Consider the following 23,046-nt stretch of genomic DNA (forward strand, 5'->3'; position numbering starts at 1 on the left):
AAAGCCGTCGATGCAACGCTACACCACCACCGCCATCATCCTGCACTGGCTGACCGCCCTGCTCATCATCAGCGCCTTCGTCATGGGCCTGGTCATGGTCGATATTCCCGGCCTGACGCCCACCAAGCTCAAATATTTCTCCTGGCATAAATGGCTGGGCGTGACCGTGCTGGCCATCGCCGCCATCCGCCTGCTGTGGCGCAAGGCCAACGTGCCGCCGCCGCACCCGGCCAGCATGGTGGCCTGGCAAAAGAAGGCAGCCGATGCCATGCACGTGTTGCTGTACATCCTCATCTTCGCCGTGCCCGTCTCAGGCTACCTGTACACCCTGGCCGCGGGTGTGCCCGTGGTCTACCTGGGCCTGTTCCAGCTGCCCGTCATCATGGCGCCGAACCCGGAACTTAAGCCTCTTTTAAAAGAGATTCATTATGTTCTGAACATGACGATGGCCGCCGCCGTGGCTGCCCATGTGCTGGCTGCGCTAAAGCACCAGTTCATCGACCGCGACGGCGTCCTCAAGCGCATGTTGCCGTAACACCGACTTCCCTTGCTCACTGAAACTCCAGGAAAAATAAGATGAAAACCACCCAACGCATCGTCCTCGCTTCCCTGCTGGGCCTGTCTGTAGCCGCCACCGCCGCCACCCTGCTGAAAGTCGATCCCGCCAAGACCAGCGTGTCGGCCGTGTTCAAGCAAATGAATGTGCCCGTGGAAGCGAAGTTCAAGAAATTCAATATCGCCATCGATTACAACCCGGCCACGCCGGACGCCTCGAAAGCGTCGGTGGAAATCGACACGGCCAGCATCGATATCGGCGACCCCGAGTACAACAAGGAAGTGGCCAAGAAAGAATGGTTCAACTCGGCCCAGTTCCCGAAAGCCACCTTTGTCTCGAGCAGCATCAAGGCCGCCGGCGCGGGCAAGCTGACGGTAAGCGGCAAGCTGAGCATCAAAGGCAAGACGACCGACGTGACCTTCCCCCTGACGGTGAAGTCCGATGGCGGCAAATATGCCTTCGACGGCGCCCTGCCGATCAAGCGCCTGACCTACAACATCGGCGAAGGCGAGTGGAAAGACACGAGCATGGTTGCCGATGAAGTCACCATCAAATTCCACGTCGCCGCGCAGTAAGGCCTGAGAAAACGTCCATGACGGCGTTGCTCTTGCCTGGCCGTACGTTCGTACTGCCTGCGGCAAGGCGCCTTGTCCTGAACGTTTTTCAGACCTTACTGATGGAACTCACACCAACAACCGATTCTTTTTAGGATATTCATGAAACTTTCGCACTTGATGATCGCCGTGCTGGCAGCTGCCGGCGCGGGTTCGGCCATGGCCGCTACCGACACCTACAACCTCGACCCGACGCACACTTTCCCCAGCTTTGAAGCCGATCACATGGGCATGTCGGTGTGGCGCGGCAAGTTCAACAAGACCAAGGGTACGGTTACCCTGGACCGCGCCGCCAAGACGGGCAGCCTGGACCTGGTCATCGATGCCGATTCGATCGACTTCGGCCTCGATGCCATGAATACGCACGCGAAAAAAGCAGACATGTTCAACGTCGAGAAATTCCCGCAGATCACCTACAAGAGCACATCGCTCAAGTTCAACGGCGAGCAGCTGGTAGAAGTCGATGGCGAACTGACCCTGCTGGGCGTGACCAAGCCCGTCAAGCTGAACGTGAGCAAGTTCAAGTGCATCATGCACCCGCGCTACAAGCGTGAAGTGTGCGGCGCCGATGCCACGGCAGAATTCAAGCGCAGCGACTTTGGCCTGAACTACGGCATGCCGGCGTTCTCGCCGGAAGTCAAGCTGGCCATCCAGGTGGAAGCCATCAAGGCCGACTAAACACGACCTTTCCGCATGACAAGCCCGCCTCGCTGCCCGCAGCCAGGCGGGCTTTTGCATGCACAGTGCAAATCCGCTGGACTTTTCTATCGTGCTGCATCACTATCCATTGGCATGATGTTGTTCTGACATGGCACCCCACTCACCCATCGCGCGGAGGACTACATGAATTTCATTATCTGGATCGTTATTGGCGGCGTTATCGGCTGGCTGGCCAGCATGGTCATGAAGACGGATGCGCAACAGGGCATCTTCCTCAATATCGTCGTCGGCATCGTTGGCGCCTTCCTGGGCGGCTGGCTGCTGGCGCCACTGTTCGGCACGGGCACCATCAATAGCGACAATTTCAGCCTGTCTGCGCTGCTGGTCTCGTTCCTGGGCGCCGTGATCCTGCTGGGCATCGTGAATCTTTTGCGCCGCGGCAAAATACGCTAGACCGGCAACACGCCATACCTCACGAGGTGGCCGGGCCGCGCAAGCGCCCGGCCATTTTTCATTGCCGTCAGAACAATTGTATGGACAATACCACAGCCGCCGCACGGGAAAATGCGCGTTGGCAGCCTGTTTCTACCCCTATGCCACGAAAAATCATGCTATTCAAGCAACTGCATGCAGACATGCCGTCGGGAAAATGTGATTGACTAGTGCGAGTTCGATACGGATACTCTATGTCGCCCGCTGCACAAATCAGCGGGTACTCCGCTGATTCCGACTTCCTTACATCTAAAAGAACAGAACTCGAATGAAAAAATCTCTCATCGCGCTCGCCATCCTGAGCAACTTCGCACATGCCGACGAAGGCATGTGGATGCCCCAACAGCTGCCACAAGTAGCCAAGGAACTGAAAGCGGCCGGACTGAAACTCGATCCGACCAACCTGACCAAACTGACCGAATTCCCGATGGGCGCCATCGTCAGCCTGGGCGGCTGCTCGGCTTCTTTCGTTTCGCCGCAAGGCCTGGTTGCCACCAACCACCATTGCGTCTACAACAGCGTGGCGGTCAATTCGACCAAAGAGCGCGATTTGCTGGCCAACGGTTTCCTGGCCAAGACTTTCGCTGAAGAATTGCCGGCCGCCCCAGGCAGCCGCATCTTCGTCACCTCGGCCGTGACCAATGTTAGCGACAAGATCATCACCGCCGACGTGGCCAAGCTGCAAGGCAAGGCTCGCATCGACGCGATCGAGAAAAACCAGAAGAAACTGGTCGCCGAATGCGAAAAAGAAGCCGGTTTCCGCTGCACCGTGTCGGCCTACTACGGCGGCCTGGAGTTCTACCTGATCAAGCAACTGGAAATCCGCGACGTGCGCCTGGTGCACGCGCCTCCAGCAGGCGTGGGTAAATTCGGTGGCGACACCGACAACTGGATGTGGCCACGCCACACGGGCGACTACGGTTTCTACCGCGCCTACGTCAGCAAGGACGGCAAAGCTGCCGACTTCAGCAAGGACAACGTGCCTTACCAGCCAAAACACGTGCTGAAACTGGCCAAGGATGGCTTGAAAGAAGGCGATTTCGTGATGGTCCTGGGCTACCCTGGCCGTACCAACCGTCACCGTCTGCCATCGGAAGTGGCATACACGTTTGACTGGAACTACCCGGCCTTCGTGAAAGCGTCGGGCGAAACCCTGGCCATCATCGCGCGCGAAACCAAGGACAACAAGGATGTTGCCCTGAAATATGCGGGTCAAGTCGCTGGCGTGAACAATTACTACAAAAACCGTCAAGGCATGCTCGATTCCTACGCCGGCAGCGACTTCCTGGCGCGCAAGACGACGGAACACGACGCCCTGAAAGCGTGGGTCAACGCCACGCCAGCACGCAAGGCCGAATTTGCCGGCGATATCGAGCAAGTGGAAAAGCTGATCGCCGAGCGCGATGCCGACACCAAGCGCGATTTCTTCCTGAGCTATGCACAGCCACGCCTGCTGAACACGGCACGCAGCCTGTACCGCCTGTCGAACGAAGGCACCAAGGCCGATACGGAACGCAAGTCCGGCTACCAGACGCGCGATTTGCCACGCCTGACCTCGGGCATCACGTCGGTCGAGCGCACCTACGATGAAAAAGTCGACAAGGCGCTGGTACTGAACAGCCTGACCAAGTACGCCGCGCAACCGGCAGCACAACGCCGCGCCAGCTTTGACGCCGCCATCGGCATCAAGGACGGCATGTCGCAAGCAGACCTGTCGGCCGCCCTGGACAAACTGTATGCGGGCAGCAAGCTGGCCGACAAGGAAGAACGCGCAGCATGGCTGAAACGCACGCCAGCCGAATTCCAGGCCAGCAAGGACAGCTTCATCCAGGCCGCCGTCGCCATGTATCCGGATTCGCTGAAAAACGAAGCGGAAGACGAAGAACTGGCAGGCAAGATCCAGCAAGCCTATGCCAACTACATGAAAGCAAAAATTGCCTTCATGAAGAGCAAGGGCCAAGCCGTCTATCCTGACGCCAACAGCACCTTGCGCGTGACGTTCGGCAAAGTTGCCGGCCGTGACCACGGCGCCGACGGCACCACCTGGACCGCTTTCACCACCGTCAATGGCGTCGTTGCCAAAGCCACGGGCCAGGGCGAGTTCAATGCACCAGCGAATCAACTGGCCGCGATCAAAGCCAAGGACTTCGGTAAATTCGTCGATCCCAAGCTGAAAACCGTGCCGGTCGACTACCTGGCGACCCTGGACATCACCGGCGGCAACTCCGGTTCGGCTGCCCTGAACGCCAAAGGCGAATTCATCGGCCTGGCCTTCGACGGCACCCTGGACTCGATCATTTCCGATTGGGACTACAACAAGGCCAACACCCGTTCGATCCAGGTCGACCTGCGCTACATGCTGTGGAACATGAAACACATCGACCACGCAGACAACCTGCTGAAAGAAATGGGCGCTGAATAACAAGAAGCAATAACCCGGCAACGGGCGCTTTAGCCTGAGCCACTCCTGCGGGAGTGGCTTTTTTTCGCCTAACGTTTTACTTTGCTAAAACGGTAAGGCACCGCTTGCTCCTCGCCAAACACTTGTGCGCGGCCATTTCCCAGCGGCAGCATCACGCGCCGGCGCTCCTGCAGCAGCAAAGCCAGGTCGGCGCCGGGAAAGCGCTGCGCCAGCGCAGGATAAGCGTGACGCGCGATGCCGGCGGCGGGAATCACGATGCGGTAATCGGCATCGCCAAAGTCCAGCAGCAGCGCGGGAAGCTCATCCGGCCCCGGCAGCGCCGTGATGCGCAGGTGCGCGGCTCCCTTGACGAGCTCGAAGGCTGACCACAGGGGCAAGGTGCGCTGCGTGGAGCCGATCTGCAACTGCGGCGCGTGGCGCGCATCCGCCGACGTCAGCAAGACGTCAGGCCGTTCTTCCGACACTGCGCCATCGACGGCCAGCAGCCAGCCCCGGTAGCGTATCAGCGCGCCCTGCGCGGCGGCCGTGACGGACCCGCCCTGCGCCACCGGCCCCTTACCTGCTGGCAAGCGCAATGGCCCCGCCTGTGCCGCCAGGCAAACCCACCACACCAGCGCCGCCATCGCCGTCTTTCCCATGCCGCCTCCCCTTGCGCGTGAAACGTATTCATAACACAAGTACTGCAGCCAGCCCCTGCGGCGCCTCAAGGCAGGAGCGCCGGTGCTACAATTGGCCCCTAGCGGGCGTACTTACCCAGCGCGCCTTCCCCCTCCCAGACTCAGACCGCTATGCCACCAGACTTGCGCACGACCTACGAACTCGGTAACCACAACCAGACCACGACCTGGCTGGAATGCATCACTTTCTACAAGGATCTCGCCGCACGCTACCCGCACGTGCTGCATTTCGAACAGATCGGTCTGTCCGATTCGGGCGTGCCCATCCACGCTGGCGTCGTCAGCGCCGACGGCGTGTTCGACCGCGAGCAAATCAAGCGCGCAGGCCGCACCGTATTCTTCAACAATAACGGCATCCACCCGGGCGAACCGGAAGGCATCGACGCCTGCATGGCCATCGTGCGCGACCTTTGCACGCAGCCGGAGCGCCTGGCGGCGCTGGGCAGCACCGTGCTGCTGTTCATTCCGATCTACAACGTCGATGGCAGCCTGAACCGCGCCAATACCTCGCGCGTGAACCAGGATGGCCCGGAGCAGTTCGGTTTCCGCGGCAACAGCCGCCATCTGGACTTGAACCGCGATTTCATCAAGTGCGACAGCCTGAACGCGCAAGTGTTCAACCGCCTGCTGTCCAGCTGGGATCCTGACGTGATGGTCGACACGCACACGTCGAACGGCGCCGACTACCCGTACACGATGACCCTGATCCACACGCAGACGGATAAGCTGGGCAATGGCCTGGGTCCCTTCCTGCAAGACACCATGCTGCCGCACATCTTTGCGCGCATGGAACAAGCCGGCTGGCCCACCTGTCCTTACGTCAATCCCGTCAAGGATAGCCCCGACCACGGCATCGCCGAATTCCTTGAAGTGCCCCGTTTCTCGACCGGTTTTGCGGCCCTGCATCACGTCATCGGCTTCATGCCGGAAACGCACATGCTCAAGCCCTTTGCCGACCGCTACGCTTCCATGCGCGCCCTGCTCGACATCACCATGGCGTTCACCATCGAACACGGCGAACAGATCAAGCAATTGCGCGCGCAAGCCAAGGCGGCGGGACGCACGCAAGCCGAGTGGCCCATCCACTGGAGCATGAACGAAGAACAGCCGTCGACCTTCCCCTTCAAGGGCTATGCGGCGCAATACACGCCGAGTGTCCTGGGCGACTACCAGCGCCTGTCGTATGACCGCTCGCAGCCGTGGGAACGCGATATCAAGTATTACAACCGCTTCGATGCGGATGTCACCGTGGCCGCGCCGAAAGCCTATGTCGTGCCGCAAGCCTGGCGCGAAGTCATCGAGCGCCTGCGCTGGAACGGCGTCGAAATGAGTCGCATCACCACCGAACAGACGCTAACGGCGCGCTATTACCACATCACCAAGGTCGGCACGCGCGCCACGGCCTACGAAGGCCACATGTTCCACGACACGGTCGACGTCGAAGCGCGCACGGGCCAGTTCACCGTGCAGGCCGGCGATTATGTCATCAGCCTGGAGCAGGACAACGCCCGCTACGCCGTGGAAACGCTGGAACCACAGGCGCATGACAGCTTCTTCCGCTGGGGCTTCTTCAACAGCGTGCTGGAAAAGAAGGAAGCGTTTTCCGATTACGTATTCGAAGACATGGCCTCCGAACTGCTGCGCGATGAACCGGCCCTGGCGGCCAAGTTTGCCGAGTGGAAAGCGGCCAACCCAGCCTTGCTGAGCAATCAGGAAGCCGTACTCGACTTCATTTTTGAACACTGCCAGCGCTTTGCCGAGCCGGAATGGCGGCGTTATCCCGTCATTGCCCTGATGTAAATCCGGGCTGTAGCGAATGCAATATCCTGGCGCCGCATCGGAGACCCCGGTGCGGCGCCTCTTTCTGTGCCCTACCCACAAGGTAATCCCATGCACTACGCACTGAACCTGCGCACCTTTATATACAGCCATTATTTTTACCTGGGCTTGCGCGTGGCCATTGGACTGGTCGGCCTGGCCTTGCTGGTCCAGGAAATCAGCGACAGCGCCACCGCCATGACGGTGTGCATCGGCGCCCTGTGCACGACCCTGATGGACATGCCCAGCCCGCTGCGCCACAAATTCAACGAAATGCTGGCCTCCGTGCTGCTGTGCAGCGCCGTCACTTTACTCATCAGCCTGTGCGGGCCCGTGCAATGGCTCTTGATGACGGTGCTCGTGCTCGTGAGTTTTCTCGCCAGCATGATGGTGGTATACGGCAAGAAGTCCATGCCCTTGCAACTGGCCGCCCTGTTCATCATGACCATGTCGATGGAGCACCAGATGACGTGGCAGCAATCGTTCCACCACGCAGGCCTGTTCATGCTGGGCGGCTTGATCTATCTCGCCTACGCGATGGCCATCGCCTGGGTCTTGCGCCACCGCATCAAACAGCAAGTGCTGGCCGAAGCCCTGTTCGAACTGGCCGCCTACATCGACATCAAGGCCGATTTCTACGACACGCGCTTCAATCTGACGGAGCAGTTCAACAAGCTGGTGCGCCATCAAAGCATCCTGGCCGACCGCCAGCAGGCGTCGCGCGACCTGATTTTGCGCAGCCACAAGAACAGCAAGGATGCCATCGTGGTGCAGGTGCATGTGTGCATGCTGGATTTATATGAACTGATCCTTTCCACGCACACGGATTACGCGCTGCTGCGCCAGCACCTGGCCGACTCCGACGTCTTGAAATCCTTGCACGACCTGGCTTACAAGGCGGCGCGCGACATCGAATCCGTGGCCTACGCCGTCACGCGCAAGCGCGCCTCGTATGCGCAGATCAACTATGACAAGGAATGGGCCGATATCGAAGCGGAGATTGCACGCCTGCATGCGACGGGAGGCCACGCGCAAGAAGCGCTGGCCACCCTGCGCGCGCAACGCAACAAGATCCGCGCGATTCTGAAGATGATCGCGGAACTGCATTTGGCCACGCAAAAAGTCTATGCCGACGTGCCGTTCTGGAGTGGCGCGGACATGGCGCCATTCTTGTCGCAGCAGAAATACGAACTGAAAACTCTGCTGTCGAATTTGCGCCTGGACTCGCCCATATTCCGCTTCGCCCTGCGCGTGTCGATGGCCATTTCGGTGGGCTTGCTAATCGGCCACTGGCTGCCGTATGCCGCGCACAGCTACTGGATCGTGCTCACCATCGTCATCATCCTGCGCCCCACCTTCAGTATGACGCGCCAGCGCCGCGCCGATCGCATCATCGGCACCATCATCGGCTGCGTGGTCACGGCCATCGTGATCCGCTTCGTGCACAGCAATATCGTGCTGATGGCCATCTTGTTCCTCTCCATCGTAGCTACACCCACCTTCATTTATTTGCGCTACCGCTACACGGCCGTCGCCGTGAGTCTGATGATCTTGCTGCAAATGCATCTGGTGGCGCCCAGCAACCCGAACCTCGTCAGCGAGCGCCTGATCGACACCCTGATCGGCGCGTTTGTTGCGACCGTGTTCAGCTTCGTGCTGGCCAACTGGGAATACCAGAGCCTGCCGCGCCTGGTGCGCCAGGTGCTGAATGTGAATCTGAGCTATATGCAGGCCAGCTTCGCGCTGCTGCAGGGGAAATGTTTCGATGATTTCGCCTACCGCATCGAGCGCAAGCGCCTGATGGACAGCCTGGCCGCCCTCAGCTCCGCACTGGTGCGCATGCTCGATGAACCGGCCAGCAAGCAGCGGGCCGTGGAAGACATCAACCTGTTCATCGTGCAAAATTACTTGCTGGTCGCCCACGTGGCGGCGCTGCGCTCGATCCTGGGGCGCCATGCCAGCCAACTGCCTGTCGCGCCCGTCAACGCCTTGCTTGGCCACAGCCATACGCAAGTGTGTTTGACCCTGTCGCGCGCGCTGGAGCAGCTCGACAACAAGGCCGCCATTAGCGCGCCGCTGGCCCCCCTTGCCGCGCCGCCCGTCAGCGAAGTGGACTGGTCGGGCTGGCCGTTGGTCAAAAGGCGCATCCGGTTGTTACAGGCAGATGCCGACAAGATCGTGGTGCATAGCGCGGCGATCGTGCATATCGTGGCGCCCAGATAGTATTTTTCGGCCGCCCAGGCGCAAGTGGTGTCATCAGGAGGTCATCTGAGCTCTCTATGCTGCGATGGTTTTTCCACTTACAGCTAAGGTAATCATGCACGCATCTCCCCTGACCCGGCGCCTGCCACTGGCGCTGGCCATCAGCGCCGCCCTCGCCCTTGCCGCTTGCGGCGGTTCCGATCACCAGGAAGCGGCGCTCGTCATTCCAGCAGCGCCAGCCGACCAAGGCGCGCCCGATACGGCGCCGCCATCGGCCACGGCCATCCCCTTTGTCGACAATATCGCCAGCAACCAGCGCGGCGACGCCCGCTATGCCACGGCCGCCACGAATGCTGGCGTGCGCGTGCTGATCGGCATGCTCGACATCTGGAAACCGTTGACGGAAATCGTCGATGCGGGCGTTTCAGCGCCGGCCGTGGACGGTTTCCCCGCCGTCGTGCCCTCCGCCTGGACGGGCGTACCCAACGATGGCACGCCGGGAGGCACCATCGTCAATGCCAGCGTGCACAACGCAAATATCGATTTTGTCGTGAAAGCCACCACCAGCCGCACGCCGGCGCAGGAACTGGCCGCCTACCTGGACGACCGCCGCGGCAAAGGCTACAGCATCACCGACGGCATGGGTCCGCTGACAGACGCCTGGCGCAGTGCAGCGCGCCAGACCACCAGCATCACCGACATAGCGCCGGACGCGACAAGCAAGCTCTACAACGACAGCGGTACCAACACGGGAGTGGCAGGCAGCACCAATGCCGAATTCGGCAATGTGGTTGGCCTTGTCAATGCCATGGGCAACAATGGTTCCACGGAACCGGCCAAGCGCTTCTATAAATATGCGCGACCATTTCGCTGGAGCAGCAATGTGGTGCTGATTCCCGCCCTGGCACCGGCCAAGAGCGCTACGCCCGCGACCGATGGAGGCTTTACCAGCGGCCATTCGGCCGAGGCCGTACGCGGCGCGCTGGGTATGGCCTATGCCTTGCCCGAGCGCTACCAAGAAATGGTAGCGCGGGGCCTGGAACTCGGTGAAAACCGCATCATCGCCGGTATGCATTCGCCGCTCGATGTGATCAGCGGCCGCGTTCAGGCGCAAGCCATCGTCGCCGCCAACCTGCTCGACCCTGCCACGGCCGCCACCAAGGCTGCCGCCGTGACGCAGGCGCACACGACCCTGATGGTCAAGACGGGCACCACGGCCGACACCTTTTATGACTACGCCCATTCGGGTACTAACGCCAACGACCGTTTTTCGGACTACGCCAGCACCAAGGCCGCCTATATCCGCCGCCTGACCTTCGGCTTCGCGCAGACGGGCGCCGCCAATGCCCCGGCCGTCGTGCCGAAGGGTGCGGAAGTGCTGTTGGAAACGCGTTTGCCGTATCTGTCCGACGCGCAGCGCCGCGTGGTGCTGAAAACAACGGCCTTGCCATCGGGCTACCCGGTGATGGATGATGCTGAAGGCTGGGGCCGCCTGAACCTGTTTGCCGCCGCCGATGGCTATGCCGTCTTCACGGGCAATGTTGTGGTGGCCATGGATGCGGCCAAGGGCGGTTTCTATTCCGTCGACCGCTGGCGCAACGACATCAGCGGCACAGGCAAGCTGAACAAGCAAGGTTCGGGCACCCTGAAACTGGGCGGCAACAATAGCTGGAGCGGTGGAACGCACGTGGAAGCGGGACGTCTGGAAGCCAACTCCGCCACCGCCTTCGGCAAGGGCGATGTGTATGTCAGCGCCGGAACAGTAGTCAGCAACGCCCAGTCGAGTCTGGCGCTGGCCGGCCGGTACACGCAACTGGCAACAGGCAAGCTGGAGCTGAAACTGGGTAGCGGCCAGGGTGGCCGATTGAGCGTGGCGGGTCAGATGACGGTTGCGGGCGGCAGCCTGAACGTCACGTTCCAGAATGGCTACAAGCCGGCCGCAGGCGACACCTTGAGCGTCATCAATGCTGCCAGCTTGAAAGGCAAGTTCGACACGATCAGCGTCGACGGCTTTAAAGTGACGCCAACCTACACGGCAACGGGCTTGCAATTGCGTCTCGACACTTGATACGCATCAGCCAGCATGCAAAACGCCGCCTTCCTGAACTGAAGCCGACTAGCTGGACGGCTCCAGTTCATTCGAGCGGCTTTCTTTATACTTACTTCAGGTATCGTTCGAACCAGCCGACGGTGCGCTTTTGCAAGTCGCGCTGGTGCTCGGGCTTGCGGAAGGAATGGCCTTCGCCGTCGTAGATGAACAGGCTGGACGGCACGCCCATGGCGCGCAAGCCGTGCCAGAATTCCAGCGACTGGGCGGCCGGCGTTTCCACATCGCGTTCGCCTACATAGATCAGGGTCGGCGTCTTGGCTGCCTTGATCGATTCGATGGGCGAGGCACGGCGGTAGACTTCGGGCTTGTCATACGCGGAGGCGCCAAAGAAGGGAATCATCCACTGATTGATGCCGTTCTGGCCGTAATAACTGATCCAGTTCGACACGCCCGCACCCGCCACGGCCGCCTTGAAGCGGTCGCTATGCGTGACGCCCCACATGGTCATGAAGCCGCCATACGAATGGCCGATCAGGCCCAGACGCTGGCCGTCGACGGGCGCCACTTTTTCCACCGCATCGATGCCAGCCAGGATGTCGCGCCAGTCGCCGCCGCCGAAGTCAGCCATGTTGGCACGCGTAAATGCCTGGCCCTGGCCGAAGCTGCCGCGCGGATTCGGCAGGAAGACGAAATAGCCCTTTTGCGTCAATTCATGGATCACGGTGCTCGCAGCCACGTAACGGGGCGAGGCGGCCGCGCCCGGGCCGCCATGCACGTTGACGATCATCGGGTAGCGCTTGCCTGCGTCCATCTTCAACGGCCCCAGCAGCCAGCCTTGCACCTTGTATTGCTCGTTATTCCAGCCCACGTTCTGCACCGTCAACTGCGGCGCAAAGCCGTCATTGTCACGCGTGATCTTTTTCAGCTGGCCCACCGGTCCCGCCACCAGATAGCTGGCGTGCGTAAAGTCTTCCTGTGCGGCGGCGGCATGCAAGCCGTCGGCGCTGAACGACAGACGGCCATCGCTGCCGCTGCTGCTGAGCTCACCGAGCATCACAGGTTGCTTGGGGCCGGTTTGCGCATCGACAGGCACCAGCGCCAGCTGCGAATCGATCAGGGCCGTCGCCAGCAAGCCGGCGCCGCGCCAGACGACGCCATTGAAGGTGCCGCGATAGTCCGGCGTGACATTGCGCGGCGTGCCGCCGGCCAGGGGCACCGTATACAGGTCGCCGCCGATGGAGCCGAAGTCGCTCATCAAGCCACCAATGAAGACCACCGTCTTGCCGTCCGGCGAGACCGAGGGCAGGTTCAGTTGCATGGCAGGTGAGGCGATCACGCGCAGGGCGCCCGTGTTCGCGTCGATATGGCTGAGCTTGGCGACCCACCAGTTGCTGTCACCATTGCCTTGCGCGCTAGTGGCAACAAAGCCGCGGCCATCGGGCGTCCAGCTGTATTCATACACATAAGTGTCGCTTGGTGACAGCAAACGCGGTTCGCCGCCGCTAACAGGCACGACGGCGATGCGCTGGGCATCGTCTTCGCTGCCCACTTCGCCCACCTGGCGCGCGCCCGCCTCCACGGCGCCGGCCAGCTTGCGCGCTCCCACTGTGGCGAGCACGGCCAGTTGCTTGCCGTCGGGCGACCAGCGCGCCGTGCTGGCCACGCCCTTGATACTGGTCAACATCCGCGCTTGCGCTTGCGACAGGGTGGCCAGGTACAGCTGCGCCTTGCCCGCCTTGGCGTCGTAGCCGACAAAGGCCAGCTGCCTGCCATCGGGCGACCAGCTGGGCTTGTCATAGGAGCACACGGCGCAAGGATCGAATTGCTGCACGATGGCGCCGTTGGCGGCGTCGCGCACGACGATGGCGGCATGTGGACGCTGCGGCTGCTCGCCCGCTTTGCTCGATTCGATGGCGGCGATGCGCTGGCCATTGGCCGACAGGGCCACGGCGCGGTAATCGCGCAATGCCGGCTCGCTTGCAGGAGCGGCCTGCGCCAGGCTCCCCATAAGGCTGCTTGCCAGCAAGCCGCAAGCGGCCAGATCAGTTATTTTCATCATGTAAATTCCGGTTAGAAATAAAAAAAACCGCCGGCAAGCGCGGCGGTTCTGGATGGAGCAGACTGCATTAGCGGGCCTTCTTGCCCAGGTGCGAATGCCGCATGCTGTACAAGAAGTAAATGGCCACTGTCACCGCCATCCACACGCTGAACACAATAAACGTCGTATGCGGCAAATCGCGCATGATGTACAGGCAAGCCAGTATGCTCAAGCCTGGAATCACGTACGGCCCGAATGGCACGCTGAAGCCTTCGATGCGGTTGGCGCCCTGCTTGTGGCGCAGCACGGGCACGGCGATCGAGACCACCATGAAGGCTGTCAGGGTGCCGATGCTGACCATATCCCACAGGTAAGTGGCATCGACGGAGCCAGCCACCACTGCCACCACCAGGCAGACGATGATGGTATTGCTGACCGGCACCAGGGTGCGCGGGTGGATCTTCTGGAACGATTTCGGGATCAGCCCGTCGCGGCTGACGGCAAACAGGATGCGCGTCTGGCCATAGATGGTCACCAGGGTCACGCTGAAGACGGAAATGACGGCGCCGGCCGACAGCACCAGCGCGGGCCAGGTCTTGCCCGTCACGTTTTGCAGAATCACCGCCAGGCCCGCTTCCTGGCCTTCGAACAATTTCGCCTGTTGCGCGCCGAGGGCGGCCACGGCCACCAGCAAATAAAACACGGTGACGATGAGCAAGGCGCCAAGGATGCCGCGCGGCACATTGCGCGTGGGATTTTTCACTTCATCACCCGCCGTCGCCACCGTATCGAGGCCGATGAAGGAGAAGAAGACGGTGCCGGCCGCCGCAGTGACCCCCGTCATGCCGGCAAAGCCCTTGCTATTGTCGCTATTAAAGAAAGGGAAGAAATTGTCGGCGTTAAAACCGGAAAACGCGATGACGATGAAAAACACGAGGATCGCCAGCTTGATGATGACCATGATGGCGTTCATCAGGGCCGATTCCTTGGCGCCGCGCAGCAGCAAGAAGCCGCACATGCAGATCAAAAAGATCGGCGGCAGGTTGATGTGGCCGGCATGAAACTCCATGCCATGCGGACCGGAAACGATCATCGGCGTGCGCAGCATCTCGGGGATGTGCCAGCCGAAGGCATTTTCCAGGAAGTTGTTCAGATAGGACGACCAGCCGATGGCCACGGCACTGCCCGCCAACCCGTATTCGAGCAGCAAGCAGGCGGCCATGATGAAGGCAAGAAACTCGCCCACGGTGGCGTAGGCAAACGAATACGAGGAGCCGGAGGCGGGAATGCGGAACGACAATTCCGCGTAACACAAGGCCGTCAAGCCGGCCGTGATGGCGGCGATCAGGAAAGACAGGACGACCGATGGGCCCGCCTTGGGGACGGCTTCGACCATGGTAAAGAAAATGCCCGTGCCGATGGTGGCGCCAACGCCGATCATGGTGAGGGAAAACAGGCCGATGGACCGGCTCAAGCCACTGCTGCTGAGGCCTTCACCATATTCGACCGTGGTATCGATCGGCTTGGTGCGGCAAAGTTTCTGGACCAGGGTTTGGCTCACTAGCATTCCTTTATGAGGCATGCACTTGAACACTTACCAAAACCTGCTGCGCGTCGCGATTTGCGGCCTGCGATGCTCACTGTGCATTTGCACAGCTGCGCTTCTTAGCCACAGCTCACTTCCGCTCGCTACGGTTTTGTCAGGTGTTGTTAGGAACATGACGGGTAAAAACAAGAGAAAACGGCGCTCCGGCCCTACCTGGCAAAAAACCGGAAAGATCGCGTCCATTTTCAAAACTAAGCGATTATAGGGCTTTCATCGGTTCAGCTAAACAGAACTTTGATGCAAGGAAACAACGCCAGGCGTGCGCCGGCAAACCCGCAAGAGTGCTGAAAAAGAAGAAATTGCTTATATGAAAGAAAAAGCGCGCCGCTGCAGGGGCAGGGGCGCGCTTTTCGCTCAGCTCAACCAGGCTGGTTTACTTCTTGACGTGTGGCGCATCAGCCGGGGGCCAGCCTGCCTCATAGCCTTGCGGCACGTCGTCGCGGCGCTCTTTCGGCGCCAGGCCCAGCGCGTAGTACAGCACCGTCAGCAGGATCAGCCAGGCTGGTCCCACCATCAGGGCGATGCGCGTATCGGGGAAATACGCCATCAGGCCGATTACGAGCGCCAGGAAAGCCAGCGAAATCCAGGAACCGTACGGCGCGAACGGCATGCGGAAAGCCAGATTCTTGATTTCCAATGGCGTCAAGGTCTTGCGGAACTGGATCTGCGTGACCAGGATCACGCCCCAGGTCCAGACGGCGCCGAAGGTGGAAATCGACGTGACCCAGATAAACACTTTTTCCGGTACCAGGTAGTTCAGCAGCACGCCCAGCAGCAGCGCGAAGACCGACACCAGGATCGCGCGGCGCGGCACGCCGCTGGCCGTGGTTTCCGCAAATGCCTTCGGCGCCTGGCCTTGCAGCGCCAGGTTGTACAGCATGCGGCCGGTGCTGAAGATACCGCCATTGCACGACGACAAGGCTGCCGTCAGCACGACGAAGTTGATGATGCCGGCGGCCGTCTTGATGCCCAGGCGTTCAAACGTCATCACGAAGGGGCTGCCGGTGGTGCCGATTTCATTCCATGGGTAGATCGACAGGATGACGAACAGTGCGCCGACATAGAAAATCAGGATGCGCCAGAACACCGAATTGATGGCGTCGGGAATCGATTTCTTCGGGTTCGCCGCTTCGCCAGCCGTCAGGCCGATCATTTCCACGCCCAGGTAGGCAAACATCACCATCTGCAGTGACATCAGCACGCCCTGCGCGCCATTCGGGAAGAAGCCGCCATGCGTCCACAGGTTCGAGATGCCGATGGCCACGCCGTCGTTGCCCAGACCGAAGATGATCATGCCCGTGCCGCCGACGATCATCAGGATGATGGTGACCACCTTGATCAGGGCGAACCAGAATTCGAACTCGCCGTAGGCTTTCACGGCCAGCAGGTTGATCGCGCCCATGGAACCGAGGGCCGCCAGGGCCCAGATCCAGCGCGGCACGTCGGGGAACCAGATGCCCATGTAGATGGCCACGGCGGTAATTTCCGCCACGCAGGTGACCAGCCACAGGAACCAGTAGTTCCAGCCCGTCAGATAGCCTTGCAGGGGTCCCAGGTAATCCTGGGCATAGCGGCTGAAGGAGCCGGCCACGGGATTGTGCACGGCCATTTCGCCCAGCGCGCGCATGATCATGAAGATGACCGCGCCACCGATAATATACGACAGCATGATGCCGGGACCGGCCATCTTGATCGCGTTGCCGGAACCCAAAAACAGGCCCACGCCAATCGCGGCGCCCAGCGCCATCAGGCGGATCTGCCGCTCGCCCAGGCCGCGGTGCAAGCCTTGTTCACTCGTTTTCATTACGTGTCTCCGTTTTTTTCTTGAATACACCGATCCCTCCACCCCAATGGCGGTTCCGCTCTTGCTGGAAAGGAGGAAAAGGCGAGCCGGCGGCAAGCGCCGGCATGCTCAGATGATCAGGCCAGTTCGGCGATCAGCTCGATCTCGACGCAAGCGCCCAGCGGGATTTGTGCCACGCCGAAGGCGGAGCGGGCGTGCTTGCCGCTGTCGCCGAAGACTTCGACGAACAGTTCCGAGGCGCCATTGGTCACCAGGTGCTGTTCCGTGAATGCAGAGGTGGAGTTGACCAGGCTCATGACCTTGACGATGCGCTTGACCTTGTTCAAGTCGCCGCCGCATGCGTCTTGCAATGTAGCGATCAGTTCGATGGCGATGCCGCGCGCAGCGATCTTGCCTTCTTCCGTGGTGACGTCCTTGCCCAGTTGACCCACCCAGACCTTGCCATCCTTCTTGGCCAGGTGGCCGGACAGGAAGACGGTGTTGCCCGTGCGGGCATGCATCACGTAGGCGGCAGCTGGCGCGGCAACAACTGGCAGTTCAATGTTGAGGGCTTTGAGTTTTTCGTAAAACGACATGCTATTTCTCCAAGAAAACAATATAAGCGAAACCAAAATTCATGCACGGCAGGGCACGGAGGAGGACGCCCTGGCAGCGCGGCAGTGACCGACTACAGTGCCAGATTAAACGTCATCATATTGGTGAACCAGCAGTTTTAGTTCACAAATAGGCCCGGTTATTCAGTGGATTATACCGACAATCAAACAAAATTCAGCATCGGTTCATGAAGCATGCTCTACAGGCATCGAGCGTGTATTTTTTCATTCAATTGTCACTTGTGCAATGTCAAGCCCTCCGGGTCAAGGTTTATCGCTTCCAAAAATGCCTGGTCGTGCGAAACCACAAGTAACGCACCCTGATATTGCAGCAGCATCTGCTCCAGCGCCTGCAGGCTGACCAGATCCAGGTGATTGTCGGGTTCGTCGAGCAGCAACAGTTGCGGCGGCGTCTGCGCATACAGTTCGGCCGCCAGCGCTACCTTCATGCGTTCGCCGCCGCTGAGCAAACGGCTGGGCATGGTGGCGCGCGCACCGGCAATGCCCAGCAGCGCCAGCCGCGTGCGCAAGGCCCCTTCCGCCACAGTGCTATTGCGTGCCTGCAAGCGTTGCACGGCACTCCACTCGCCGTCTTGCAGTCCCGCATGCTGGTCCAGCCAGGCCACCTGCGCGTGGCAGCGCAGCTCACCGCTGGCGGGCGCCAGTTGCCCGGCGATCACGCGCAGCAGGGTTGACTTGCCGCTGCCATTGTCTCCCGTCACGGCCAGGCGGCGCGGCCCGCTGAGCACCAGGTTGATGGCGTGCGCCTGGCCATGCGGCAAGACCAGCCCGCGCATCTCCAGGATCAGTTTTCCGTTGGGTACCAGGCTCTCGGGCGCCAGCAACAGCCGTTCGGCCTCGGGCGCACAACGGGCGCTGGCCACCATCACCCGTTGCTGGCGCGCCTGCTGCGCCTCTTGGGCGCGCACACGCAGCTTGCCCTGGCTATCCTGGCTTTTCTCCTTTTTCGCGTCCAGCAGCAGCTTGCTTTGGTTGCCTTCGCGGCCCTCGCGCTCACCACGTCCGACACGACGCTGCTGGCGCTCGGCCTGCTGCTGCGCCTCGCGCTGTTCGCGTTTGGCGCCCGCCTTTTCCGCCTGCAGGGCCGCCGCAAAACCGGCCTGCTCCAGCGCGCGCTGCTGCGCATACATAGTGTAATTGCCGCCATAGCTGCGCAAGCCCTGGGGCGACAACTCGGCGATGGCATCGACGTGCTCCAGCAAGCCGCGGTCATGGCTGATCAACAGCAAGCCGCCAGGCCAGCGCGTCATCTGCACCACCAGGCGGGCGCGTTGCTGCGCGTCGAGATGGTTGCTCGGTTCATCGAGCACCAGCCAGTCCGCCTGCGACAGCCAGGCGCCTTGCAGGGCGATGCGCTGGCGCTCGCCACCGCTGAGGCTAGCCGTTGGCGTATCGGCATCGACATGGCGGAGATCGAGTCCATCGAGCGCGTGGCGCAGGCGGGCGTGGGCATCCCAGCGTTCGCCCACCAGTGCGTAATCGGCCTCGTCGATGCTGCCGGCGGCGATGCGCGCCAGCGCGACCAGTAAGTTCTCCATGCCGGCCAGCGCCGCCACGCTGGGATAGTGTTGCGGATCGAGTTCCTGCGCCACGTAATGCACGCTGCCATCGCAGCGCACGGCGCCGGAAGACGGCGGCGCCTGGCCTGCCAGCAGGCGAGCCAGGACGCTCTTGCCCACGCCGTTATCGCCGACGAGGCCGATACGTTGCGGGGCAAAGGCAAATTGCAAATCGGAAAACAGGGCGCGGCCATCGGGCAGCACAAAGGAAAGACGGTCGAGTTGTAGTAATGCGGGCATGGATACTCCTTGTACGTGCAGACAGGGCTGGCGAACCCGCGCGGCGCAAGGCGCTGTGGCGGGATGGGCGAGGCCGTGCACAGCACGGCAGTATCAATGGCGCATGTCGAAGCGTCCTGGAGAAATGGGGAAGAAGCGTCAGTGTAGCAGAGGCGGTCTCTTAGCGCTGGCCCAGGGTCGTGTCGCCGAACAGGTGCTTGAATTCGCGCGGCTGCGAGCGCCAGTACTGCGGCGGCGCCGACACTTGCGCGCCCAGCTGAGCCGCCGCATGCCAGGGCCAGCGCGGGTCGAACAGGATGGCGCGCGCCAGCGCCACCATGTCGGACTGGCCGTTGGCGATGATGTCTTCCGCCTGCTGCGCTTCGGTGATCAAGCCCACGCTGATGGTGGGCAAGCCGCTGTCGCGCTTGATGCGTTCGGCAAACGCCACCTGGTAGCCCGGGCCCACGGGGATTTGCTGCTGCGGCGAAATCCCACCGCTGGAGACGTGGATGAAGTCGGCGCCCAGTTGCTTGAGTTCCTGCGCGAAGCGCACGCTTTGCTCGATTTCCCAGCCGCCCTCGACCCAGTCGGTGGCGGAAAGGCGCACGCCTACGGCCACCGTGGCCGGCACGGCGGCGCGCACGGCTTCATAGACTTCCAGCGGGAAACGCATGCGGTTTTCCAGGCTGCCGCCATACGCATCCGTGCGCTGATTGGACAGGGGCGAGAGGAACTGGTGCAGCAAATAACCGTGCGCCGCATGCAATTCGATGCCTTCGATGCCCAGCGCATGCACGCGCTGGGCGGCCGCAACAAAGGCGCCCTTGATTTGCAGCAAACCCATCTCGTCCAGGGCGATCGGCACGGTTTCGCCGGGCGCGTGGGCGATGGCTGATGGCGCCACCGTTTGCCAGCCACCATCGGCCAGGCGCACGCAGGCTCCGCCCTGCCAGGGCGCGCGGCTCGACGCCTTGCGTCCCGCATGGCCCAGCTGCACCACCAGCGGAATCGGCGCGTGGCGGCGGATTGCCTGCACCACGTTTGCCAGCGCAGCTTGATTCGCATCCGACCACAGGCCCAGGTCTTCGGCCGAGATGCGTCCCTCGGGCGAGACGGCCGTCGCTTCCGTCATCAGCAAGCCCGCGCCCGACAGGGCCAGGTGACCCAGGTGGATCATGTGCCAGTCGGTGGCGTTGCCGTTGTCGGCCGAGTACTGGCACATGGGCGCGATGGCGATGCGGTTGGCCACCTGCAGCGGCCCCAGTGCATACGGCGTGAATAGCTGGCTCATGGCGGACTCCGGAAAAGGGGAAGCACCGATTCTACTGTGCTTTGGAAAGCGCGGCTTACACCTGCTTACGTTTGATACAGCGCACCGTCTAGCCTTGCGGGCAGCACACCGTTAATCTGGACACATCAATAACAGCGCAACACCTTGCCACCCCAGGAGAACACATGAACACGACGACTACCGCCAGCCGCATCCACCCCTTGATGGCCGGCGCCGCCATTTCCGTGACGGTCCTGTGCCTGGTGGGCGCGGCGTCCATCGCCGGCATTCTGCCCAATTCGCGGGCGAACGTGCCTGCCGACGTGGCCGCCATGACGCCGGCGAACGCCGCAGCCCTGGCAGCGCCCGCGACTGCTCCCGTGACGGCACCGGTTGCCGCGCCTGTCGTCGCGCAAGCGGCTCCGGCACCTGCTCCGGCGCCTGTCGTGCACAAGCGCGTCGTGCACCATACGCAAGTGGCGCAGGCGCGCCCCGCCTACAATGACAACAATGATGGCTACCGCGAGACAGCCTACCGCGAACCCGTACGCCAGCCGCAGCCAGTGCCTGCGCCGGCACCGGCACAACCGAACTACGTAGGCATCGGCACGGGCGCCGTCATTGGCGGCTTGATCGGCAATCAGGTCGGTGGCGGCCGCGGCAAGGCGCTGGCAACGGTGGCCGGCGTGATCGGCGGCGGCATGCTGGGCAATGCGGTGCAGAATCAAGTTCAACAGCCGCCACAGCGTTAAAAACCTGCTGCGCGTCGCGCTTTGCGGCCTGCGATGCTCACCGTACTCCAGTACGGTTGCGCTTCTCGGCCACAAATCATCGCCGCTCGCGACGGTTTTTCAGACCTATCAGTCGTAAGGGCCCAGATAGTCAAGCTTGCCCACGGCCACGCCATTGTTTCTCAGGATGGCGTGGACCATGGAGACGTGAAAATAGAAGTTCGGTAAGGCAAAGCTGAGCAGGTAATTGTCGCCCGAGAATGTCGTTCCTTCGTCGGTCCAGTTCAGCACCACTTCCTTCTGCGCGCTGCCCGCCATCTGGCCCGCATTCACGCTGTCGATGTAGGCGATGGTGTTGGCGATGCGCTCTTGTAACTGTTCGAACGACGTTTCGTTATCCTCGAACTTCGGCGCCGGCACACCGCTCAGGCGCTCGACCGACATCTTCGACGTATCGCTGGCGCGCTGCACCTGCGCCGTCAAGTCCAGCATGTCGGGCGCCAGCTGCGCGCCCAGTAAAATCTCGGGCACGATGCCATCTTCCTCCACATGGGCTTGCGCTTTTTCCAGCAGGGCCGAGACGACCCGCAAGCCGCGAATGAAGACGGGGATGGTTGCCTGATACATGGACACGGACATGGCGAACTCCTGATAGTGAACGATGAGCCAGTGTACCCGAGGCGCTGTTTTCCGGCAGCGCGCGCAATGCCACTCCCGTGCGCCAGCGCACCAAGCGGCACAGTTGCCCTTACTTGTCCAGGTTCACCTTGCCATCGGGCGCACGGTCCGGCTGTGCCTGCGGCAGTGGCTGCGGCGCCTGCTTATCCTTGCGCTTGCCGCCCAAGAACTTGACGATGGCCGCACCGCCGCCCACCACGGCCAGAATCAGCACTTTCTTGAAGGCCAGCAGCAGCGCCAGCAGTTTGCCAAACAGCCCCAGCTTGCTGGCCACGCCACCGGCCACCAGCGCCGCCAAGCCATATTCGGCCACCTTGTCCGTCTTGCTGTCGAAATCCGTGTAGCGGTTATCCTCGGTAAATTCCGTGAATGCCGTCACTTGCTGCATCTCTTTCTTGATCGCCTCGATCTGCTGCATGCTGGCAATCGCGTTCAGGTTCAGCACGCCTTCGCGGCCCAGCACACGCACGTTGTAGTTCAGCGAGTGCTCGCCGCCATCGACCATCAGATCCTTGGCCCAGTACAGCTTGTGCGTATCCTTGGCATAGCTGGGTTTTTCCGCCCAGCCCATCAAATGGATGCCGGGATAGCCCTGCTTCTTGCGCTCCGCATTGTTTTCCAGCACGGACGCCTGCATATCCTTGAGCAATTCGTCGTATTTGATACTGTCTGCATCGTCATCCTTGATATGCCCTTCCTTTTCATACGTGACGATGACACCCCAGCTATCGCGCTCGAGCACGCTGGTCTTGGCGGGCACGATCATTCCCAGCGACTCCATGCCCGGTGGGTTGCCCCAGGCATCGACCAGCACGCGCTCGGCGTCCGCCGGCGACAAATAACGGAAGTTGGCGGGCAAATCCAGGGTGGCGATGCCGCCTGGCAAAGTGATCTTGCCGCGCTGCAAGTGCAACTGGGCGAGGAATTGCTCGGCCGTCATTTCCGGAGCGGATGCCTTCTCATCGGCAGGGGCGGCAGCCGTCAGGCCGGAGAGGGTCAGGCACAGCAGGGCTGTCAGCAGGCGTTTCAACAT

Annotated in this window: 18 protein-coding genes; 9 read left to right on the forward strand and 9 right to left on the reverse strand. The window is 61.5% G+C overall.

Translation table 11 applies throughout. The features are described from left to right. The first annotated feature begins 10 nt into the window (after window positions 1-10). From ACQ4WY_RS12830 to ACQ4WY_RS12850, 5 genes are all read left to right on the forward strand, one after another. On the forward strand, window positions 11-535 hold the full coding sequence (locus tag ACQ4WY_RS12830; protein WP_046684510.1) for a cytochrome b: 525 nt from the start codon (window positions 11-13) through the stop codon (window positions 533-535). Between the two features lie 41 nt (window positions 536-576). Then, complete coding sequence (locus ACQ4WY_RS12835) at window positions 577-1,131, forward strand: YceI family protein (RefSeq protein ID WP_436504312.1); 555 nt, start codon at window positions 577-579, stop codon at window positions 1,129-1,131. Between the two features lie 141 nt (window positions 1,132-1,272). Then, complete coding sequence (locus tag ACQ4WY_RS12840) at window positions 1,273-1,848, forward strand: YceI family protein (protein ID WP_436504313.1); 576 nt, start codon at window positions 1,273-1,275, stop codon at window positions 1,846-1,848. 165 nt (window positions 1,849-2,013) lie between these two features. Then, on the forward strand, window positions 2,014-2,283 hold the full coding sequence (locus tag ACQ4WY_RS12845) for a GlsB/YeaQ/YmgE family stress response membrane protein (RefSeq protein WP_071321703.1): 270 nt from the start codon (window positions 2,014-2,016) through the stop codon (window positions 2,281-2,283). A gap of 307 nt (window positions 2,284-2,590) precedes the next feature. Further along, window positions 2,591-4,744, forward strand: a complete 2,154-nt coding sequence (locus ACQ4WY_RS12850) for a S46 family peptidase (protein ID WP_436504314.1) — start codon at window positions 2,591-2,593, stop codon at window positions 4,742-4,744. A 68-nt stretch (window positions 4,745-4,812) separates the two neighbouring features. On the opposite strand, the gene ACQ4WY_RS12855 is transcribed toward ACQ4WY_RS12850, so the two are convergent. Then, entirely contained in the window at window positions 4,813-5,382 is a 570-nt protein-coding gene (locus ACQ4WY_RS12855; protein ID WP_436504315.1) for a hypothetical protein, read from the reverse strand. A gap of 150 nt (window positions 5,383-5,532) precedes the next feature. Between ACQ4WY_RS12855 and ACQ4WY_RS12860 the strand changes: the two genes are divergently transcribed. The 3 genes from ACQ4WY_RS12860 to ACQ4WY_RS12870 all read left to right on the forward strand — a co-directional run bounded on the left by ACQ4WY_RS12860 (window position 5,533) and on the right by ACQ4WY_RS12870 (window position 11,509). Continuing rightward, window positions 5,533-7,221, forward strand: a complete 1,689-nt coding sequence (locus tag ACQ4WY_RS12860) for a M14 family zinc carboxypeptidase (RefSeq protein WP_436504316.1) — start codon at window positions 5,533-5,535, stop codon at window positions 7,219-7,221. Window positions 7,222-7,311: 90 nt separating this feature from the next. Then, window positions 7,312-9,462 (forward strand): FUSC family protein, encoded by a 2,151-nt coding sequence (locus ACQ4WY_RS12865; protein WP_436504317.1) that lies wholly within the window; start codon window positions 7,312-7,314, stop codon window positions 9,460-9,462. A 94-nt stretch (window positions 9,463-9,556) separates the two neighbouring features. Then, on the forward strand, window positions 9,557-11,509 hold the full coding sequence (locus tag ACQ4WY_RS12870; RefSeq protein ID WP_436504318.1) for an acid phosphatase: 1,953 nt from the start codon (window positions 9,557-9,559) through the stop codon (window positions 11,507-11,509). Between the two features lie 91 nt (window positions 11,510-11,600). Here ACQ4WY_RS12870 and ACQ4WY_RS12875 read toward each other — a convergent pair whose 3' ends face one another. The 6 genes from ACQ4WY_RS12875 to ACQ4WY_RS12900 form a co-directional block, all read right to left on the reverse strand. Beyond that, on the reverse strand, window positions 11,601-13,550 hold the full coding sequence (locus tag ACQ4WY_RS12875) for a S9 family peptidase (RefSeq protein ID WP_436504319.1): 1,950 nt from the start codon (window positions 13,548-13,550) through the stop codon (window positions 11,601-11,603). Window positions 13,551-13,617: 67 nt separating this feature from the next. Beyond that, the gene (locus ACQ4WY_RS12880) at window positions 13,618-15,090 is read right to left on the reverse strand and encodes an amino acid permease (protein ID WP_436504320.1); all 1,473 of its coding nucleotides are present in this window, start codon (window positions 15,088-15,090) and stop codon (window positions 13,618-13,620) included. Window positions 15,091-15,508: 418 nt separating this feature from the next. Beyond that, window positions 15,509-16,939, reverse strand: coding sequence for an amino acid permease (locus ACQ4WY_RS12885; RefSeq protein WP_353659679.1), 1,431 nt, complete (start codon window positions 16,937-16,939; stop codon window positions 15,509-15,511). A 116-nt stretch (window positions 16,940-17,055) separates the two neighbouring features. Further along, window positions 17,056-17,514, reverse strand: coding sequence for a RidA family protein (locus ACQ4WY_RS12890; protein ID WP_034778908.1), 459 nt, complete (start codon window positions 17,512-17,514; stop codon window positions 17,056-17,058). A gap of 254 nt (window positions 17,515-17,768) precedes the next feature. Continuing rightward, entirely contained in the window at window positions 17,769-19,352 is a 1,584-nt protein-coding gene (locus tag ACQ4WY_RS12895; protein ID WP_436504322.1) for an ATP-binding cassette domain-containing protein, read from the reverse strand. A gap of 160 nt (window positions 19,353-19,512) precedes the next feature. Continuing rightward, window positions 19,513-20,625 carry an NADH:flavin oxidoreductase/NADH oxidase gene (locus ACQ4WY_RS12900; RefSeq protein ID WP_353659677.1) on the reverse strand — a complete coding sequence of 371 codons (1,113 nt, stop codon included), beginning with the start codon at window positions 20,623-20,625 and terminating at the stop codon, window positions 19,513-19,515. Window positions 20,626-20,789: 164 nt separating this feature from the next. On the opposite strand from ACQ4WY_RS12900, the gene ACQ4WY_RS12905 reads away from it, so the two are divergent. Continuing rightward, on the forward strand, window positions 20,790-21,356 hold the full coding sequence (locus ACQ4WY_RS12905; RefSeq protein WP_436504323.1) for a glycine zipper 2TM domain-containing protein: 567 nt from the start codon (window positions 20,790-20,792) through the stop codon (window positions 21,354-21,356). A 108-nt stretch (window positions 21,357-21,464) separates the two neighbouring features. On the opposite strand, the gene ACQ4WY_RS12910 is transcribed toward ACQ4WY_RS12905, so the two are convergent. Further along, window positions 21,465-21,974, reverse strand: a complete 510-nt coding sequence (locus tag ACQ4WY_RS12910; RefSeq protein WP_307779327.1) for a DUF1993 domain-containing protein — start codon at window positions 21,972-21,974, stop codon at window positions 21,465-21,467. A 109-nt stretch (window positions 21,975-22,083) separates the two neighbouring features. Then, window positions 22,084-23,046, reverse strand: coding sequence for a DUF2167 domain-containing protein (locus ACQ4WY_RS12915; RefSeq protein WP_436504325.1), 963 nt, complete (start codon window positions 23,044-23,046; stop codon window positions 22,084-22,086).

The organism is Janthinobacterium salmonicoloratum (assembly GCF_051380845.1).
Taxonomy (GTDB): domain Bacteria; phylum Pseudomonadota; class Gammaproteobacteria; order Burkholderiales; family Burkholderiaceae_D; genus Janthinobacterium; species Janthinobacterium lividum_F.

Bases quoted from the DNA above. Each gene is read 5' to 3' on its own strand.
- ACQ4WY_RS12850 (WP_436504314.1), top strand. From the start codon at position 2,591: ATGAAAAAATCTCTCATCGCGCTCGCCATCCTGAGCAACTTCGCACAT.
- ACQ4WY_RS12915 (WP_436504325.1), bottom strand. From the start codon at position 23,046: ATGTTGAAACGCCTGCTGACAGCCCTGCTGTGCCTGACCCTCTCCGGC.
- ACQ4WY_RS12895 (WP_436504322.1), bottom strand. From the start codon at position 19,352: ATGCCCGCATTACTACAACTCGACCGTCTTTCCTTTGTGCTGCCCGAT.
- ACQ4WY_RS12835 (WP_436504312.1), top strand. From the start codon at position 577: ATGAAAACCACCCAACGCATCGTCCTCGCTTCCCTGCTGGGCCTGTCT.
- ACQ4WY_RS12875 (WP_436504319.1), bottom strand. From the start codon at position 13,550: ATGATGAAAATAACTGATCTGGCCGCTTGCGGCTTGCTGGCAAGCAGC.
- ACQ4WY_RS12860 (WP_436504316.1), top strand. From the start codon at position 5,533: ATGCCACCAGACTTGCGCACGACCTACGAACTCGGTAACCACAACCAG.
- ACQ4WY_RS12830 (WP_046684510.1), top strand. From the start codon at position 11: ATGCAACGCTACACCACCACCGCCATCATCCTGCACTGGCTGACCGCC.
- ACQ4WY_RS12900 (WP_353659677.1), bottom strand. From the start codon at position 20,625: ATGAGCCAGCTATTCACGCCGTATGCACTGGGGCCGCTGCAGGTGGCC.
- ACQ4WY_RS12865 (WP_436504317.1), top strand. From the start codon at position 7,312: ATGCACTACGCACTGAACCTGCGCACCTTTATATACAGCCATTATTTT.
- ACQ4WY_RS12870 (WP_436504318.1), top strand. From the start codon at position 9,557: ATGCACGCATCTCCCCTGACCCGGCGCCTGCCACTGGCGCTGGCCATC.
- ACQ4WY_RS12855 (WP_436504315.1), bottom strand. From the start codon at position 5,382: ATGGGAAAGACGGCGATGGCGGCGCTGGTGTGGTGGGTTTGCCTGGCG.
- ACQ4WY_RS12845 (WP_071321703.1), top strand. From the start codon at position 2,014: ATGAATTTCATTATCTGGATCGTTATTGGCGGCGTTATCGGCTGGCTG.
- ACQ4WY_RS12885 (WP_353659679.1), bottom strand. From the start codon at position 16,939: ATGAAAACGAGTGAACAAGGCTTGCACCGCGGCCTGGGCGAGCGGCAG.
- ACQ4WY_RS12840 (WP_436504313.1), top strand. From the start codon at position 1,273: ATGAAACTTTCGCACTTGATGATCGCCGTGCTGGCAGCTGCCGGCGCG.
- ACQ4WY_RS12890 (WP_034778908.1), bottom strand. From the start codon at position 17,514: ATGTCGTTTTACGAAAAACTCAAAGCCCTCAACATTGAACTGCCAGTT.
- ACQ4WY_RS12910 (WP_307779327.1), bottom strand. From the start codon at position 21,974: ATGTCCGTGTCCATGTATCAGGCAACCATCCCCGTCTTCATTCGCGGC.
- ACQ4WY_RS12905 (WP_436504323.1), top strand. From the start codon at position 20,790: ATGAACACGACGACTACCGCCAGCCGCATCCACCCCTTGATGGCCGGC.